We start from the raw sequence: 17,576 nt of genomic DNA on the forward strand, positions 1-17,576 counted from the left end.
GACCAGTGGACGTGATCTGACACCACGTCCGGCGGTTCACGAAGCGCTCCCCGCACGGCAGATGCGGGGAGCGCTTCCGCGTACCGGAGCGCCGACGGCGGCGAGCCGGCCGGCCGGCACCGCTATCGCGCTCAGCAGTACGCCCCGCTCCGCCGACCAGCGACCGTCGAAGGCGGTCGGCCCGGCCGGGGAGAGGGTCTCGGGGTCCGGCAGCAGCCGGGCGTGGAAGGTCTCGCGCACCGGGTCCACGCTCACCAGGGCGTCGGTGAAGTCGAGTTCCTGGCCCGTCAGCGGGAACCAGGTCTTGTAGACGGCCTCCTTGATGCTGAAGAGCAGCCGGTCCCACGCCACACCGGGCGCCGTCCGCTCCAGTCCGGCGATCAGATCGAGCTCCCGGGGCAGCGCGATCGAGTCGAGCACCCCGTCCGGCATGGGGGCGTTGGGCTCCGCGTCCACCCCGACCGAGGCGAACTCGGCGGAGCGGGCGAGCGCCGCGCCCCGGAAGCCGGCGCAGTGGGTCATGGACCCGACGACCGAGGGCGCCCACTGCGGGACACCGCGCCGGCCCGGCACCACGGGGGCCGGGGGCAGCCCCAGCTCTCCCATGGCGCGGCGGGCGCACCACCTGACGGTGCCGAACTCCAGACGCCGCTTGGGTACGGCGTTTCGGACGAGGAACTCCTCCTCGGGGTAGAGGAAGACGTCGGCGGGGTCGGTGGTGGCTTCGGCAGTCGCGACGTTCGCGGGCAGGAGCTTTGTGAGCACGGCGTTCCCTCGGGTCGCTGTTCCGGTCGGACAGCTCCCACGTTCACGCCGCCGCGCCACCCCGCCCAGGATCGAAGGCGCAGGTCAACCGGATGGACCGGGGTGCGGCCCGGTTCTGTGCCAGGCCGCTGCCATCCCACCCGTCCGCCGCCCCGGCGCCTGCCGGTCCGCTGGCAGCCGCCCGCACTGTCATTGCCATCCCCCTGCCATGGGCCCGAAGAGGGGCACGCCGACGTCAATTGAGGGGCCGTTAAGGGGTGTTCACGCGATCACCGACCGTCCACACTCACGGAATGCCGCACGGAAACCTCATGGGTATCAGCGACCTCCATGTCGGATTCCCGGAGAACCGCCGGATCGTCGAGAACCTCTATCCCGACAGTCCCGCCGACTGGCTCATCGTGGCCGGCGACGTGAGCGAGTCACTCGACGATCTCCGGTGGGTGCTCGACCTCTTCACCCGGCGCTACGCCACCGTGGTGTGGGCGCCCGGCAACCACGAACTGTGGACCGTACGGGACGATCCCGAGCCCCTGCGCGGCGAGGCGCGCTACCGACGGCTCGTGGAGATCTGCCGGTCCTTCGGCGTGCACACGCCGGAGGACCCCTACCCCGTCTGGTCCGGGCCGGGCGGCCCGCTCGTGGTGGCCCCGCTCTTCCTGCTGTACGACTACAGCTTCCGCACCCCCACCGCCGCCACCAGGGAACAGGCCCTGGAGCAGGCGTACGAGGCCGGGGTGGTGTGCTCCGACGAGTTCATGCTGCATCCCGACCCCTATGCCTCCCGCGAGGCCTGGTGCCGCGCCCGGGTCGCCGCGACCGAACAGCGGCTGGCCGCGTGCGGCCCCGACCTGCGCACGGTCCTCGTCAACCACTTCCCGCTGGTCCGCGCCCCCACGGACGTCCTGCGCCACCCCGAGTTCGCCCAGTGGTGCGGCACCGAGCTCACGGCCGACTGGCACCTGCGCTTCCGGGCCGCCGCCGTCGTCTACGGCCACCTGCACATCCCGCGCACCACCTGGTACGACGGCGTCCGCTTCGAGGAGGTCTCCGTCGGCTATCCCCGCGAGTGGCAGCGGCCCGGCCACCCGCGGAATACTCCCCGCCGGATCTTCCCCGCCGCCGGCCGCGGGGATTGATGCCAGGCAACTTCCGGACACCACCGGGTGCGGATCAGGCCCCCTAGACTGATCGCGAATTCTCGCTCGCTCCACGCTCGAACCTCCTCGTTCGGTATTCGAGTCGCCTTTTCGAATGCCGGAACGGGGGCCCTGGGGGATTTTCATGCTGCCGTTCCGCCGTGCCGAGGAACTGTCCTTATTGGAAGCGCTGCTCGACGGCTGCGCCGAAGGAAATGCCGGATTGCTTCTCGTCGAGGGGGCGGTCGGCTGCGGAAAGAGCGAATTCCTCGAAACGGCGGCCGCGTACGCCGAGAACCGCGGCGCCCTCGTGCTGCGGGCCGGCGGCAGTGCGGCCGGACGCGACCGCGCCCTGGGCGTCCTGCGCCGGCTGGCCGCCGACGCCCCGCCCGGCGCACTGCCCGTGCCGTCGTCGCCGGACCGGGCCGAAGACGCCCTGGCCCTGCGGGACCTGACCGTCGCCGTCCGCGAACTGAGCGCCGCCGCACCCGTGGTGATCTGCGTGGACGACCTGCACCACGTCGACGGACCCTCCGGCCGCCACCTGCTCCACCTGGCGCGCGCGATCCGCCGCGCCCCCGTCCTGCTGGTGCTGGCGGCGTCCCCGCACGAACACGACGACCCGCTGCTGCGCACCGAACTGCTACGGCTGCCCCACTTCGTCCGCCTGCGCCTGCGGCGGCTCACCCCTGATGCCGTCCACGCCCTGCTGCCCGGGCGCACCGAGGGGGAGGCCGCCCTGCTCCACGAGGCCAGCGGCGGCAACCCGCTGCTGCTGCGGGCCCTGCTGCAGGACCCGCCGGGCCGGCCCGGCGACGCCTACGCCCAAGCCGTCCTCACCTGCCTGCACCGCTGCGGCCCCGCCACCCCCGAACTGGCCGGCGCGATCGCCGTACTGGACGGCCTCGCCACGCCCGCGCACCTCGCACGGCTGAGCGGCACCGCCCAGACCGCCGCCGCCCGCGCCCTCACCGCCCTCGAGGACGCCGGACTGCTCGCCCCCGCAGGGCGCCACGGGCTGCGCCACCCGGCCGCCCGGGCCGCCGTTCTGGAGGGGATGGACCCCGCGGCCCGGTCGGCCCTGCACACGGAGGCCGCCCTGCTGGCACGGGCCGCGGGCGCACCGGACACCGAAGTCGCCGGACAGCTCCTCGCCGCAGGCGACACCCGCCCGGAGTGGTCCGTGTCCGTCCTGCGCTCCGCCGCGGACCAGCACGCGGCCGAGGGGGACACCGACCGGGCCGCGGCACTCCTGCGGCTCGCCCACGGGGCCTGCCCGGACGCCACCTCCCGCGCCGAGGTGGACATCCGGCTCGGCGTCGTCCTCGGACGAACCGACCCGGCCGCCGCCGAACACCGCCTCGCGGCGCCCCTGGCCGCCGCGGCGGCCGGACAGCTCGCACCGCGCGCCCTCGCCCCCCTGGCCAGGGCACTGGCCGCGCAGGGCCGCGTCGACGAGTCCGCCGACGTACTGGAACGCCTCGCGGCCGACGGTGCACGACGCGGCGCCGGCCCGGGAAGCGACCCCCTGGACGGCCTGTCGGCGTTCCCCCGGTGGGCCGCGGCCCGCCGGCGCACCCCGGCCGAGCCCGGCGCGAACCCGGCCCACGGGTCCGACGGCACCACCGTCCACCCGGCGGCCCTGTGGGCGCTCCCGGTCGAGGCGGAGGAGGGCGCCGCAGCCCGCTCCGCCGAGCTGTTCCTGCGGGGCGCCACCCTCGCGGAGGGCACGGTGGAACCGGTTGCTCAGGCCCTGCGCACCCTGCTCCACCTGGACAGCGCGGCCCGGGCCCTGCCCTGGTGCGAGGAGTTCGCCCACCAGGCGGCCCGGCGCGGAGCCACCGGCTGGCAGGCCGTGTTCGCGGGACTCGCCGCCGAGGCCCGGCTGCGCCTGGGCGACCTCACGGGCGCCGCGGAAACGGCCGGAGCGGCCCTCCGGGCGGCGCCCGCCCGGGGTACCAGCGTGCTGCTGAGCGCACTGGCGGGCACGCTGGCCCGGGCGTACACCGCGATGGGCCGGCCGGAGGAGGCCGCGGCCGTCCTGACCCGGTCCGCGCCCGCGGAGCACGGGGGCGGCGTGCACGGCCTGGCGTACCTGCGTGCCAGGGGCCATCACGCCCTGGCGACGAGCCGCTTCCACGCGGCCCTGGGCGACTTCCTGGACATCGGACGGCGCTCGAAGCTCTGGGGCCTGGACCGGCCCCGGGTCCTGCCCTGGCGCGCGGACGCGGCCGAGGCCCTGCTCCGGCTCGGCGAGGCGCACCGGGCCGAGCGCTTCCTGGCGGACCAGCTCACCACCCGGGACGCCGCCGACCCATGGGTACGCGGCACCTCCCTGCGGCTGCGGGCGTCCCTGCGCGGGCCCGGGGAGCGCCAGGCGATGCTGGCCCGGGCCGTCGACGACCTCCAGCGTTCGGGGGACAAGTACGAACTGGCCCGCGCCATGGCCGACTTCGGACAGGCGCTGCGCGAGGCCGGCGACCCGGCACGGGCGGCCATGGTCCACCGCAAGGCCTGGCACCTCGCGAAGACCTGCGGGGCGGACGCCCTGAAGGAGACGATCCTCCCCGGCCACACCGAGGACCCCACCGACGAGGAGGGCGGGACCGGGGCCCCGGACGCAGGACTGGTGGCGAGCCTCAGCGAGTCGGAGCGGCGGGTGGCGCTGCTCGCGGTGCACGGCCACACCAACCGGGAGATCGCCAAGAAGCTCTACATCACCGTCAGCACGGTGGAACAGCACCTCACCCGGGTGTACCGCAAGCTGAACATCCCGGGCCGGAAGGCGCTGCCGGTCGATCTCGACCCCGCGGGCCTCACGGAGCCCGTCTGAGGGGGGGCGGTGGGGCGGGCGTGGCCGACGGGGCGCGAGGGGCCGCCATGGCAAGGTCATGGCAAGCCCGGCCCGACGGGCCCGCCCGTGACAGGCATCTGGCACGGACGCAACCGCCGCACCGCCCGTTCCCGCCTCCGAACGCCGAACGGGTGGCTTGCGCGCCCCGCGTCCGGGAAAGTCGGTCATGAGCCGTAGCCCGCAGGGAGGGCACCATGACCACAACACACGACCGGCCGTGGCGCACCGCGCCGCCCGGAGAGGTCCGCGACGCCATGCTCGACCGGGTCGAGGAGGAACTCGCGAAGCTCCTCGCGCAGGAGCACCGCGTCCGGCGCACCTCCGATCCGCGCAGCGCCGTCCTGGTGATGGGGGTGGCCGAGCTCATCCAGGCCGGCGGCGAACGGGCCCGCCCCGCCATCTGCCTCACCGGATACCTCGCCGCCGGCGGCGACCCCGGGGCCGAGGACGCCCTCGCGGCGGCCGCCGCCCTCGAACTCCTCGACACCTGCTGGGTCATCCGCGCGGACGTACGCGACAACGCCCCGCTGCGCCGCGGCATCCCGACCCTGCACATCAGCCACGCCGCCGAACACGAGCGCAACGGCTGGCGCGGCGAGCCGCGCCGGTTCGGCGAGGGCACCGCCGTGCTCGCGGGGGACCTCACCCTCGCCTACGGGGACCGGCTCGCCGCCGGGCTGCCGCCCGGGGCCCGCCTGCTGTGGTACGACCTGCGCGTCGAGCGGGCGATCGGCTCGCACATGGAGGCCGCCGCGGCCACCGAGTACCTCGACGACGCCTGGCCCGGCCAGTGCCTCGACGGCTGCGCCACCGGCTGCGGCGCCGGCTGGTACGGGCTGCGCCACGCGTTGCTGATCGGCGCCGCGCTCGCGGGCCGCGACGACCTCGGCGCGGCCTACGAGGAGTACGCGCGGGCCCTGCACGCGGCCTGGCGGATCCGCGGCTTCCTCGGCGGGGGCCCGGGCTTCGACGGCGACGCGCAGTTCCTGCGTGACGTGTTCTTCGACGCCCAGGCGCGGGAACGGGCCGAGGAGACGATAGCGGCGCTCGTGGTCCGCGCCGACAAGGCCGTGGCCGGGGCGCGGATCGCCCCCGGGTGGCGCGGCGAACTCGGGGCCCTCGCCCGCGAGATCGCCGGCTGATCCTGTCCCGTCGTCCGGGACGGCCCCGCCCGGCATCGTCCGGGCGGTCAGGACGGGCGGGCGGTCCGCCCGGGCGGGCGGTCAGGACGGGGTGGGGCGGGGGGCGCCCGGGCGCAGGCGGGTCAGCCAGCTGCGCAGGGCCTCCCGGCGGACCCTGCCGCGGTCGTCGCGCGGCAGCGCTCCGACGATCTCCAGCCGGGTGGGGAGGAAGGCTTCCGCGACACCCAGGGAGACGAGGTGCTCGCGGAGTTCGGCCGGGCCCGGCGGCCCGTCCTCGGCCACCGGCACCACCACGGCGCACGGCAGCTCACCGTGCTCCGGGTCGGTGTAGGCCACCACCGCCGCCTCCCGCACCCGGGGGTGGGCCAGCAGCCGTTCCTCCACCTCGGAGACCGGCACCATGAAGATGGCGCCGGTCCGCGTGCCGGCCCGGGCCAGGACCCGGATGCCGCCGTCCCGGCCGGCCACCGCCAGGTCCCCCGTGTCCAGCCAGCCGTCCTCGTGCTCCCAGGTCGCCACCGGCGCCGCAGCACCGGGCCGCCAGGTGGCCAGGCAGACGGACGGGCCGCGCACCTCGAGCGCCGAGCCCGCGTGCGCGGCCGACACCTCCAGGCCGCCCAGCGGCCGGACCCCGTCCCCGTCGGCGTCCCCGCTGCCGGAGAGCGCGCCCATGCCCAGCTCGGGAGCCCCCCACACGGAGAGCACCGGCACCCCGAACACCTCCCGCAGCTCCTCGGCGAGCGGCGCCGGCGTACTGGTGCGGCCCCCCGACAGCACCAGACGCAGCCGCCGCGCCGTCCGCGGCCGGCGGCGCTGCGCCGTCACCAGTTCGGCGAGATAGGCCGGTTCGGCGTACAGCTGGTCCACTCCGGCCGCCGCCATCAGGTCCAGGCAGCGGTCCGGGTCCCACACGTCCTGGAACACCCCGGTTCCGCCGACGGCCAGCGGCCAGCACACGGTGTAGATCAAGGAGGCCAGCGAGGTGAGCGGCAGGGTGCTGAGGAAGGCCTCGCCCGGCCGCCGCCCCGGCCCGTCGTCCGCGTTCTGCGCGGAGACGTTGGCGTACAGGGTGTTGGGGGAGTGCAGCACCGAGGTGTAGGCGTCCCGCAACCCCATGACGCTGATCAACAGGGCGGGCCGGTCGGCCCGCCCGCCGCGCGGCCTCGCGCGCAGGTGAGCCCGGGTGCGTTCGTGCGCGGTCCGCCGGAAGTAGGCGGTGAAGTCCACCGCTCCGGTCGCCGCCGCGTCACCCAGGACGACCCGGTGGCGCAGCCACGGCAGCCGCCCGGCCAGGTCCGCCAGCGCCTCGGCATGGGCGAAGCCCTCCCAGACGTCGGGCACCACGCAGATCCGGGCCCGGGTGCCGTCCAGGATCCGGTGCAGGCCGCGGGCCCGTACGGTCGGCAGCACCGGCACCGCGACGGCGCCGACCCGCAGGCAGGCCAGGGTGAGGGCCGTGGTCTCCCACCAGTTCGGCAGCTGGTAGGCGACCGGGTCGCCCGGTACGACCCCGAGGGACGACAGAGCGCAGGCGAACCGGTCCACGTACGCGGCGAGCTGGGCGTAGGTGAGCGTGACCAGGCGCCGGCCGGCGGGCCGGTGGGCCCGCTCGGAGACGACCGCGGGACGCTGCGGCGCCCGGGCGGCCGTACGGTACAGGTCGTCCAGGAAGGTCTCCCCGCGCCACCAGCCGGCGGACCGGAACCGGTCCGCGACCTCGGCGGGCGGAGCCAGGTCCAGCAGCCGCCGGGGGTCGCGGCCCGGGCGGCCCGTGGTACGGGCGGTATCCGCCGGGCTCGTCAGCTCCATCTGCCCACCGCCCCCGCGACCTGCACCCGGGAAGAACAGCCCAGGCGGCGCATGACCTGCCGTACGTGATTGACCACGGTCCACTCGGATATGTCCAGCCTGGCCGCTATCTGGCGGTTCGTCATACCTTCGGAAACCAGCAGTGCCACCTGGACCTGGCGCGGTGTGAGCGACCGGTCCTCGGGTGCCGGTCCGGTCGCCGCGCGGCGCGCGGGCGCGGGCGCCGACAGGGCCTCCGCCACCGCCTGCGGCGCGGTCATCCGTACCCCCTCCGCCCAGGCCACCGCGAAGTCCGTCCAGTCCAGGCGGGCGCTGAGATCCGTACGGGCCCGCTCGGCCGCCGAGCGCCACTCGTCCGCGACCGTGGCGCCCGTTTCGCCGCGCAGGGTGTCGGCCGCCGCCAGCAGCCGTACCGTCCGCGGCCGCTGGGCGGGCGCGGTGCGCATCAGCAGCAGCGAGAACTCCTCCAGCAGGCCCGGAAGTTCGGTCCGCTCGCCGGCGGCGCCGTACAGCCGCAGGCTCTCCCGCAGTGCCCGGTCCGCCCGGGCCGGCTCGTCGCCGTCGAGGGCGAGCGAGGCTTCCGTGCGCAGGGCACCCGCGAGACCGCGGCCGTCCCGGATCCGCCGCAGCGCCTCCACCGCCCGGTCCAGCAGTTCCCGGGCCCGGCGCCGGTCGCCCTCGGCGCGCAGGACGCCGGCCAGGGAGGCGGCCGCTCCGGCCGCGCCCCCGGTGACGCCCATCGACTCCAGCGCGCTGAGCGCGGTCACCAGCACGGCCCGCGCCCCCGGCGGATCGCCGGCCTCCAGCAGGGCCGCGCCGAGGTGGGCGGAGACGAGGGCGTTCTGCCGCCGGTCGCCCACACCCTTGCCCAGGGCCAGGGCGCGGCGGTGGCGGCGGACCGCCTCCCGCGGATCGCCGAGGGCGAGTGCGAAGACGCCGGACATGTCGGCGAGGCGGGCCCGCACGGCCTCCGGCAGTGCCGCACCGTCCGCGCCGTCGCTCGCGTCGCACCACTCCAGGGCCTCCCGCAGCCGCCCCTGCGCCAGCCAGGGCAGGCGGCAGCCGAGCACCAGGGCGGCGGCCGCCTCGACGTCGCCCCGCTCGCGCAGCCGCCGCAGGGCCGCGGTCACGTTGGCGCCCTCGGCCGCCAGCTCCCGCAGGAGGTGGTCCTGGCCGGTCCCCCCGAGCCCGGCCTGCGCGGAGCCCACCAGCGTCCGGTAGCGCTCGGCGTGCGCGTCCCGTGCGGCGTCCTCGCCGCCCGTCTGCGCCAGCGCGTCGCGCGCGTGGGAGCGTACGGGCTCGGAGACGGCCAGCCGCAGTTCCCCCTGCTCCTCGCCCACCACGACGAGCAGGCCGCGGTCCATCAGCGTGTCCACGGCCGGTTCGGCCGACAGCCCCGCCGCCGCCAGGCCGAAGCCCGGCTCGTACACGGCGAGCCGGGCCAGCAGGGCACGGGCGGTGGCGTCCAGGCCGCGGCAGCTCCATTCGGCGAGCGCGGCGAGCGAGCGGTGCCGCTCGGGAGCGTTCGCCGGCCCGCCGGACAGGACGGTCGTACGGTCCCGCAGCCGGACCGGCAGCAGGTGCGGGGGCAGCAGCCGCAGTCGGCGTGCGGCGAGTTCGACGGCGAGCGGCAGGCCGTCCAGGAGCGTGCAGATCTCCGCGACCGCCGCGGCGTTCTCCAGGGTGAGCGCGAAGGCCGGGTCGGCGGCCCGGGCCCGCCGTACGAACAGCGCCACCGAGGCCACCTCCTGGAGCTCCTGCGGATCGGCCGCGGCCGATCCGCCGCCGGCCGGACCGCGCACGGGACCCGGGACCGGCAGCGGGGCCAGCGGCAGCAGCAACTCCCCGTACACGCCCAGCGGTTCCACGGCCGTGGCCAGCACCACCACCCGCGGATCCCCGGAGAGGGCCTCCAGGGCCGCGGCGGCGCCCGCACGCGCCTCGTGGTCGCAGCCGTCGAGCAGCAGCAGGAACCGGCCGGGCTCCCCGGTTTGCGCGGACGGCGGACACGGTTCGGCCGATGCAGCCGATGCAGCCGAATCGGTCATGGCGGTCATGGCGGTCAGCGCCGAAGACCCGGCCGGCGCAGCCGCGTCGAGGACCTCCACGCGGCCGAACTCCCCGCCGATCTCCCGTACGACCTCCAGCGCCAGCCGGCTCTTGCCCACCCCGGCCCGCCCGGTGACCGTCACCAGCCGGACCAGCGGGTCCCGCAGCCGCTCGCGCAGCATGGCCGCCTCGAGCTCCCGGCCGACGAGCTCCGTCACCGGGCCGAGCGATGCCGGCAGGGTGCCCATCGCGCTCATGGTGCTCCTTTCACAAAGGGTTGGCGGGGACTGCGGACGGGGCGATGCGCCAGAGGCCGGGGCGGATCTCCACCGCCCGCGACGCCGGGCCTGAGCCGCCCTGCGGCGGGAGGCTCAGCGCGCGCAGCGAGCGCAGCGCGTACACCTCCAGCCGCTGGTCGCGCAGCGCCCCGGCAAGCTCCAGGCACTCGCCGAACCAGGCCCGGGCGCTCTCCCGGCCCTCCTGCGCCAGCGCCAGCAGCGCCCGCGCCCGGCTCGCCTCGTACCGCCCCCGGGCGCGGCCCGGCGCCGACAGGGCGGCGAGCGCGGTCTCCAGCAGCGCCGCGGCCCGCGCCGACTCCCCTGCATCCAGACGCAGTTCGGCCAGGCCCACCAGGGCGCGGGCGGCCTCCTCCTCGTCACCTGCCTCCCGGGCCAGTTCGAGGGCGCCCGTGAACAGCTCGTCCGCCCGCTCCACGCGCCGGTACTGCCAGGCGAGTTCACCGAGCGAGCGCCGCATCCGCGCCTGCGCCGAACGGTCCGCGCAGCGCCCCGCCGCGTCCAGGGCCAGCGCGTACACGGCCTCCGCGTCGTCCGGCACCCACCCGGCCAAGGCGTCCGTCAGCCGTACGGTCAGCGCCCACAGCTCCGCCCCGTACGCGGTCCGGGCCAGGCGTACGAGCCCGCGCGCGCCCGCGTCCGAGACGCGTCCGGGCTCCGCCGCCCCGTCCGCGTACGCCCGGCACACGCGCTCCGCCGCCGCCCGCACCACCTCGGGCGGGTCCTCCAGCGCCAGCCGTTCCACCGCCAGCAGCCGCAGCAGCTCAGGAAGGCGGCAGCCGTCCCGGTCCACGGTCACCAGCCGCTCGTCTGCCAGTGCCTCCAGGGCCGCGCCAGCCTGCGGCTCGGTCAGGTTCAGGGCGGCCGCGGCCTGCCGGGCGCCGAACCGGCCGGGCGGCAGCAGGGACAGCAGCCGGAACGCCCGCCGCTGCGGGCCGGGACAGGCCTCGTAGGCGTCGAGGAGGCGCGAGCGGACGTCCACGTCACCCGTCCGCAGCACGTCCAGGCGTCCGCCCTCGTCCCGCAGCCGGTCCGCCAGGACGGCGGCGGTCCAGTGCGGACGGGCGGCGAGCTGTGCCGCGGCCGTCCGCACGGCGAGCGGGAGCCGCCCGCACAGTTCGGCGATCTCGGCGACCGTGTCGGGACCGAGGCCGGGCCCGGCGTCCAGCGCGGCCGCGGCGCCGAGCGTCCCCGCGCGACTTCCCGCACGTCCGGTGAACAGCCCGACGAGCCGCTGCGCCTCGTCGGGGCGCCACGGGCCGAGGAGCACCGACCGCAGCCCGGGGAGCCCGGCGGGCACCCGGCGGGCCACGAGCAGCACCACCGCGCCGCACAGTGCGGGCAGCAGGGGCCGCACCTCGGTCTCCGAGCCGACCCCGTCCAGGACCAGCAGCAGCCGGGGGGCCGCCGCGGCGCCGTCCGCGGAGGCGGCTTCGGGCCGGTCGGACGCCCGAACCAGCCGGTCCAGGACCGGGCCCGCGGCCGACGGCAGGCCGGTGCGGGCGCCGCCGCGCAGGTCCAGGAAGAGCCGCCCGTCGGGGAAGGCGTCCGCGACCCGGTGCGCCGCCTCGACGGCCAGCGCGGTCTTGCCCGCCCCCGGCATGCCCGTCACCGCGACACAGCCGCCGGCCGGGGCGCTGCGCAGTAGCCGCTCCAGCTCGGCCAGTTCCTCCGTGCGGCCGGTGAAGCAGGGGTCGGCGGCGGGCAGCGCGCCGAGCGCCGCCGACCAGCCGCCGACAGCCTGGACGGAGCCGTCCGCGGTGTCCGCGACGGCCGCGGGCGGCCCGTCGTGACCGGGGTCCCGCCCGGGCGAACCCGCCGCGCCGGCCGTCCCGGCGAACGGACCCGCGGACGGATCGGCGGCCCGGCCCCCGGCGCGCGCCAGTGACGGGTCGCCCTCCAGGATGCGCCGCTGGAGCCGGCTCGACGAGGGGCCCGGCTCGATCCCGAGCTCCTCGACGAGTGTCCGCCGCAGCGACGTGAACACCCGCAGGGCCTCGGCCTGCCGCCCGCACCGGTACAGCGCCACCATCAGGTGGGTGTGGAACTCCTCGTGCATCCGGTGCTCGGCGACCAGCTCCTGGAGCTCGGCGACCAGTTCGCGGTGCAGCCCCAGGTGCAGCTCGGCCCGGATCCGCTCGTCGAGGGCGCCGGTGCGCGCCTCGGCCAGCCGCACGGCGGCGCCCTCCAGCACCGGCCCGTGCGGGGTGTCCGACAGCAGCGGCCCGCGCCACAGCGCCAGCGCCCGCCGGTGCAGATCGGCCGCGGCGGCGAAGTCCGAGGTCTGCAGCGCCTGGTGGCCGCGCCGGTACAGGTCCTCGAAGAGGAGGGCGTCGAGGGCGTCCGCACCGACCCGCAGCAGGTACCCCGGGCGCCGGGTGACCAGGGCCTCGCGGCCGTTGTCCGGATCGGCGCTCTGCAGGGTCTTGCGCAGGTGGGACACGTACACCTGCAGCGTGGTCGTCGCGGTGCGCGGCGGCGCGTCCGGCCAGAGCTCGTCGATGAGGCTCTCCACCGACACGACCTCGTTCGCGCGGATCAGCAGCGTGCCGAGGACCACCCGCAGCTTGGCGGCCTGCGGAGCGTACGAAGGCTCCCGGCGGCCGTCCGCGGGGGCCGCGGCGCCGGTGACCTCCAGCGGGCCCAGGATCCCGAAGCGCACGGTGCTCAGTGGTCCTGCACCACGGTCGTACGGGCCTCGGCCACCGCACGCCGCCGCTGGGTCAGGGTGAGCGTGACCGCGACGGCAGGGCGTCCCTCGTCGTCGCGCCCCAGCGGACCGGCCACCGCCGTGCAGCGCAGCGGCAGCTCGCGCTCAGCAGGACCGCGGAAGTGGATCTGGCAGGCGCCGAGCGTGCTGTGCGCGGAGCTCAGCCCGTGCGCGCGGCCCGCGGCGACCAGCGAGGTCTGGCGCAGCGCCTCCAGCAGGTGCAGGCCGGAGTACTGGCCGTCCTCGCCGCTGAACACGGGGCTGACGGGGGTGGTGAGCAGCCAGGTGCTCAGCCGGCCGCGCGATACGTCGGTCGGCTCGCTGATCACGATGTTCTCGGGCGCGTAGCGGCCCGCCTCGGCGGAGCCGGCCGGGCGCAGCGGACCGTCCGGCGCGTCGTCGATCTCCGGTGCCGCCTGCAGGGCCCGCCGGGAGTGCTCCACGTGCTTGCGGTACAGCTTCGGCATGAGGAAGACCAGCCCGGCCGCGCCCGTGGCGCACGGACGTCCGTCGATGGTCACCTGAAGGTGGAAGTCGAGCCCGCGCGGCACCTCGGCCACCACGTTCGCCGGACGGGCCCGGATGTGGGTGGCCAGCGGCACGGGACGGGGGGCGCCCGCGTCCGTGCGCCAGGCGGAAAGATCGGTGAAGTCGAGGGCGAAGCGGTAGAACAGGCCGGGCCGGTCGTCCGGGACGCCGAAGTAGCGGTGGCCGACGAACTCGCCTATCTCGCGCACCGTCTCGGTCGCGATCTGCAGGTCGTGGAAGCGGCCCGGGCCGTCGTTGAAGAGCGGGTGAGTGACGGGAGTCGCGCCGACGAGGGTGAAGTTCTCCTCACCCAGGCTGGGTGCGTCGAGGGCGTAGTACGCCCGCGAGGGCGGGCGGTGGATCAGGTGCTGGGTGCCCGCGGTCGCATGTCCATGGATGGTGGGGGGCGAGGTCGTGCCGTTGTCGACTGTCATGTCCCTCTCCTTCTCTGCAGACATGGTGGGGCGGCCGCGGAGCGGGCGGCCAGCCGGAGCCGGTGTCAGCAAAGTGCATGGCAGGAACTCGTCCGGCCCGTCGGCCCCGCCCGCGCGGGGCGGGCTTTAGCGGGCTCCATGCCGCGGCGGGGAATGTGGGTCCGGCCGGGGCCCCGCCCCCTCAAGGGGCGTCCCCCACCCTCCGGGCGGGGCCCTCGTACCCGCGTTCCACAGCCCCCGGAAGGGACCCCCATGGCCACCACAGCGACCGCGCGCACGCGGGGCGCGGCACCGTCCGCCCCCGGGCCGCCGGCCGGCCCGTCGGCCCGGCTGCGGTTCGGCTACGCCTCGGGGTCCCTCGTCACGGCGACCTTCACCACCCTCCCGGGCCTGCTGCTGCTCCCGTACCTCACCGACACCCTCGGCGTAGGAGCCGCGCTCGCGGGCGCGGTCGTGTTCGTGCCCAAGGTCTGGGACGCCCTGCTCAACCCCCTCGTGGGCCGGGCCAGTGACCGTACGCGCACCCGCTGGGGCGCCCGCCGCCCGTACGTGCTGTGGGGCGGGCTCGCGATGGCCGCGGCCTTCGCGCTGACCTTCGCGGGCCCGCTGCCGGGCACCGCGGGCGCCTGGTTCACGGCGGCCGGATACCTGCTCACCGCCACCGCGTTCGCCTTTTTCCAGGTGCCGTACGTGGCCATGCCCGCAGAACTCGCCGACCGTGACGAGGACCGTGTGCGCCTGGTGGGCGGCCGGGTCGCGGTCATCGGCGTGGCCGCCCTCGTCACCGGGGCCGCCGCCCCCGCCCTGATCGACGCCGGCGGCGGCGGCCTCGCCGGGCACCGTTGGGCCGGCGTGTTCGGCGCCGTGGTCATCGCCCTCGGCGCGCTGTGGGTCTTCGCCGGCACCTCCGGCGCCGCCCAGCCCGTCAGCCTGCGGGTTTCCGAGAGCGAGCCCGGGCTGCGCCGCCAGTTCGCCGCCGCTCGCGCCAACCCGTCCTTCGCGGCGCTGCTGCGGTGCGCCGTCGTCCAGTCCGCAGCGACCGGCGTCCTGCTCGCGGGCGCCCCGTACTTCGCCGACCACGTGCTGCGCGACTCCGCCGGGCTGGGCGCCCTCGTCGTCGCGTTCGTCGCCCCCAACCTGCTGACGGTCCCGCTCTGGTCGCGGCTGCGCGGCAGCCGCGGCTACGCCTGGGCGTCCGCGCTGTTCGCCGCCGGCTGCCTGCTCCTCCTCGCCGCTCCCGTACTGCCCGACGCCGCGGTGCTCGCCGTGATGGCTCTCGCGGGAACCGGCCACGCCGGCCAGCTGCTCTTCCTATACGCCATGCTGCCGCAGTGCATCGCCCGCGACGGCGCCCGGGGCGGGAGCCGCCGGGCGGGCGTCCTGTCGGGTCTGTTCACCACCGGCGAGGGCCTCGGGGTCGCCGCCGGTCCCTTCCTGTTCGGCCTCGTGCTCCAGATCTCCGGCTACGTCTCCTCCGGCACCGGCCGCGCCGCGCAGCAGAGCGCGACCGCCGAACTGGGCGTGCTGGCCGGCTTCGCGGCCCTGCCGGCCCTCGCCACGGCAGCCGCCGTCGTCCTGCTGCGCGGGTACGACCGACCGGCCGCCCCTACCGACCCCTGATCGGACGCCGCAGGGGTGACACGGGTAGGCGCGGCCCCTCGGGCGCAGGATGATGGGGCGACACGAATCGGGCACATCGGGGGATGGCGTGACGTACGCACGGGGATGGGACGCGGCCCAGGTCGGTTTCGGCCCGGGCCTGCGCGCCCTGATCGAGCAGGAGCTCCCCGCGGACCGCGGCGTCGTCGTCCGCACCGGGACGTACGTCGTCGACCCGCCCTTCTTCGGCAACGGTGACATCGGCCGGGTGGCCGTCTGCGGCGCCGTCAACGAACTGGCCGTCACCGGAGCCGAGCCCCGGCACATCGCCCTCGGCATCGTGCTGGAGGCCGGGCTCCCGATGGAGCTGGTCCACCGGCTCACGGCATCGGTGCGCACCGCCGCCGCCGAGGCCGCCGTCGCCATCGCCGCGGTGGACACCCAGGTCGTCCGCGCGGGTGAGGCGGACCGGGTCTTCGTCACCACGACCGCGTTCGGGGTCCTGGCCGCCGGCCCCTCCCTCGAGCTCCACTCGGTCCGGCCGGGCGACCGCATCGTCGTGACCGGGCCGCTGGGCAGCCACGCCGCCCACCTCGTCTCGTTGCGGGACGGCCTCGGGTACGAGCACCACGTGGCCAGCGACTGCGCCCCGCTGGCCGGCCTGCTGCGCACGGTGCGCGCCGACGTCCGCCACGCCCGGACCGTGGTCGCGGGCGGCCTGGCGGAGGTGCTGCGGCGGACCGCGGCGGGCCGCGGCCTGACGCTGCGCGTCGACGAGTCCGCCCTGCCCGTACGCCACGAGGCCCGAGTGGCCCTCGGCGCCCGGGGCCTCGCCCCCCTGGACGCGGCGTGCGCCGGCTGCCTGTGCCTGTTCGTCCCGCCCGAGCACACCGGCCGGGTCCTGGCGGCGCTGCACGCCCACCCCCGCGGCCGGCTGGCCGCCGTCGTCGGCGAGGTCACGGCCGATCCCATGGGGGAGGTCGAGTTCCGTTCCCCCGACGGGCGTCTGCGCACGCGCACGGTCCCCGCCGGATCGGTTCCCGAACGACTCCTGTGACGGGGCAGGGGGCGGGCCCGCGGCCGTGTCCGGTGTTCCGCGCCCCTGAACCGTGCCCCCTGCCCCGCGCTCCCGCATGCGTGGGATGAACAGTCGGTTGATCCGCGTATGGAGCGGCCCGCGGGCGCATATGCTCGGCGCGTACTTCCGTACGCCTGAACACCGGCACATCCGTGCGCCCGCATGCCCGTGCACCCGTGCACCGTACGTCTCGCGAACCGTTAGGGGACCGCGCCGTGAGTGTCCGCATTCAACCCTCCTCCCAGGTCGACGAGAGCGCCGAGCTCGGCGAGGGCACCACGATCTGGGATCTGGCGCAGATACGCGAGGAGGCCCGGCTCGGTCGCGGTTGCATCGTGGGGCGCGGCGCGTACGTCGGGCCGGGCGTACGGATCGGCGACCACGTGAAGCTCCAGAACTACGCGCTCGTGTACGAGCCGGCGGAGCTCGGCGACGGGGTCTTCATCGGGCCGGCCGCCGTCCTCACCAACGACTTCTACCCGCGCGCCGTCGACCCCGACGGCCGTCTCAAGCGCGACGGCGACTGGGAGGCCGCCGGGGTCGTGGTGGCCGAGGGCGCCTCGCTGGGGGCCCGCTCGGTGTGCGTCGCGGGGGTCCGCATCGGGCGCTGGGCCCTCGTCGCGGCAGGGGCGGTGGTATCCAAGGACGTAGCGGACTTCGCGCTCGTGGCCGGGGTGCCCGCCCGTCGGATCGGCTGGGTGGGCCGGGCGGGGGTTCGGCTGGTGGAGCGCGAGGGCGAGCCGGGCGTCTGGGAGTGTCCGCGCACCGGGGTGCTGCACGACGAGAAGGACGGCGCGCTCGTCGAGCGCAACTGACGGAATGTCGGCAATCAGGCCACAAGCATTTCCCCAAAACCACAATCAATGAACAACCGTGGGCATAACGTGTCCCTGCACACGGGATCTGAGCAGGCAACAGGCCTTGTTCAGTGGGGGGTTGTGTACGACGAGGGCACCGCGGGCAGCGCCCGGCGGAGCGCGGTTCCACCGTGCCCGCCGACACTGCCGTGCACGCGTGTCCCGGTCCGAGGCATCGCTGGGGGGATCCAGACGGCAGCCTTCGGACGGCTCGTGCCCTCGGCGTCGGACGCCGCGGGCGCGGGCGCCGTCACGCGCAGTCCCCCTCCGCGGAATGACGACCGCCAGGTCCGTCCGAGGAGCGATCAGAGGGGGT

The 17,576-nt window shown here is 76.2% G+C and carries 11 protein-coding genes; 6 read left to right on the forward strand and 5 right to left on the reverse strand.

Annotation, left to right across the window (positions count from 1 at the left end):
• Nucleotides 1-36 precede the first annotated feature (36 nt).
• On the reverse strand, nt 37-765 hold the full coding sequence (locus ACZ6JS_RS17805; protein ID WP_469298912.1) for a 4'-phosphopantetheinyl transferase family protein: 729 nt from the start codon (nt 763-765) through the stop codon (nt 37-39).
• 311 nt (nt 766-1,076) lie between these two features.
• On the opposite strand from ACZ6JS_RS17805, the gene ACZ6JS_RS17810 reads away from it, so the two are divergent.
• The 3 genes from ACZ6JS_RS17810 (at nt 1,077) to ACZ6JS_RS17820 (ending at nt 5,900) form a co-directional block, all read left to right on the forward strand.
• Nucleotides 1,077-1,904, forward strand: coding sequence for a metallophosphoesterase family protein (locus ACZ6JS_RS17810; RefSeq protein ID WP_469298914.1), 828 nt, complete (start codon nt 1,077-1,079; stop codon nt 1,902-1,904).
• Between the two features lie 145 nt (nt 1,905-2,049).
• Nucleotides 2,050-4,737: a helix-turn-helix transcriptional regulator gene (locus ACZ6JS_RS17815; protein WP_469298916.1), complete on the forward strand. Its 2,688-nt coding sequence runs from the start codon at nt 2,050-2,052 to the stop codon at nt 4,735-4,737.
• 215 nt (nt 4,738-4,952) lie between these two features.
• Entirely contained in the window at nt 4,953-5,900 is a 948-nt protein-coding gene (locus ACZ6JS_RS17820) for a polyprenyl synthetase family protein (protein ID WP_469298917.1), read from the forward strand.
• An 81-nt stretch (nt 5,901-5,981) separates the two neighbouring features.
• Here ACZ6JS_RS17820 and ACZ6JS_RS17825 read toward each other — a convergent pair whose 3' ends face one another.
• Genes ACZ6JS_RS17825 through ACZ6JS_RS17840 form a run of 4 tightly spaced genes read right to left on the reverse strand, consistent with a single transcriptional unit; the run spans nt 5,982 to nt 13,726 of the window.
• A complete protein-coding gene (locus ACZ6JS_RS17825) occupies nt 5,982-7,709 on the reverse strand; it encodes an AMP-binding protein (protein ID WP_469298919.1) in 1,728 nt (575 codons plus the stop codon).
• The gene (locus tag ACZ6JS_RS17830; RefSeq protein ID WP_469298920.1) at nt 7,700-10,015 is read right to left on the reverse strand and encodes an ATP-binding protein; all 2,316 of its coding nucleotides are present in this window, start codon (nt 10,013-10,015) and stop codon (nt 7,700-7,702) included. Before ACZ6JS_RS17830 ends, ACZ6JS_RS17825 begins: the two co-directional genes overlap by 10 nt.
• A 10-nt stretch (nt 10,016-10,025) precedes the next feature.
• Complete coding sequence (locus ACZ6JS_RS17835; protein ID WP_469298922.1) at nt 10,026-12,716, reverse strand: AfsR/SARP family transcriptional regulator; 2,691 nt, start codon at nt 12,714-12,716, stop codon at nt 10,026-10,028.
• Between the two features lie 5 nt (nt 12,717-12,721).
• Nucleotides 12,722-13,726, reverse strand: a complete 1,005-nt coding sequence (locus ACZ6JS_RS17840; RefSeq protein WP_469298923.1) for an AfsA-related hotdog domain-containing protein — start codon at nt 13,724-13,726, stop codon at nt 12,722-12,724.
• A 252-nt stretch (nt 13,727-13,978) separates the two neighbouring features.
• On the opposite strand from ACZ6JS_RS17840, the gene ACZ6JS_RS17845 reads away from it, so the two are divergent.
• The 3 genes from ACZ6JS_RS17845 to ACZ6JS_RS17855 all read left to right on the forward strand — a co-directional run bounded on the left by ACZ6JS_RS17845 (nt 13,979) and on the right by ACZ6JS_RS17855 (nt 17,218).
• Nucleotides 13,979-15,346 carry an MFS transporter gene (locus tag ACZ6JS_RS17845; protein ID WP_469298925.1) on the forward strand — a complete coding sequence of 456 codons (1,368 nt, stop codon included), beginning with the start codon at nt 13,979-13,981 and terminating at the stop codon, nt 15,344-15,346.
• 88 nt (nt 15,347-15,434) lie between these two features.
• Nucleotides 15,435-16,382, forward strand: coding sequence for a hydrogenase expression/formation protein HypE (gene hypE / locus ACZ6JS_RS17850; RefSeq protein ID WP_469298927.1), 948 nt, complete (start codon nt 15,435-15,437; stop codon nt 16,380-16,382).
• A gap of 236 nt (nt 16,383-16,618) precedes the next feature.
• The gene (locus ACZ6JS_RS17855; RefSeq protein WP_469298929.1) at nt 16,619-17,218 is read left to right on the forward strand and encodes an acyltransferase; all 600 of its coding nucleotides are present in this window, start codon (nt 16,619-16,621) and stop codon (nt 17,216-17,218) included.
• Nucleotides 17,219-17,576: the final 358 nt, after the last annotated feature.

Source organism: Streptomyces sp. NPDC046349, from assembly GCF_055587885.1.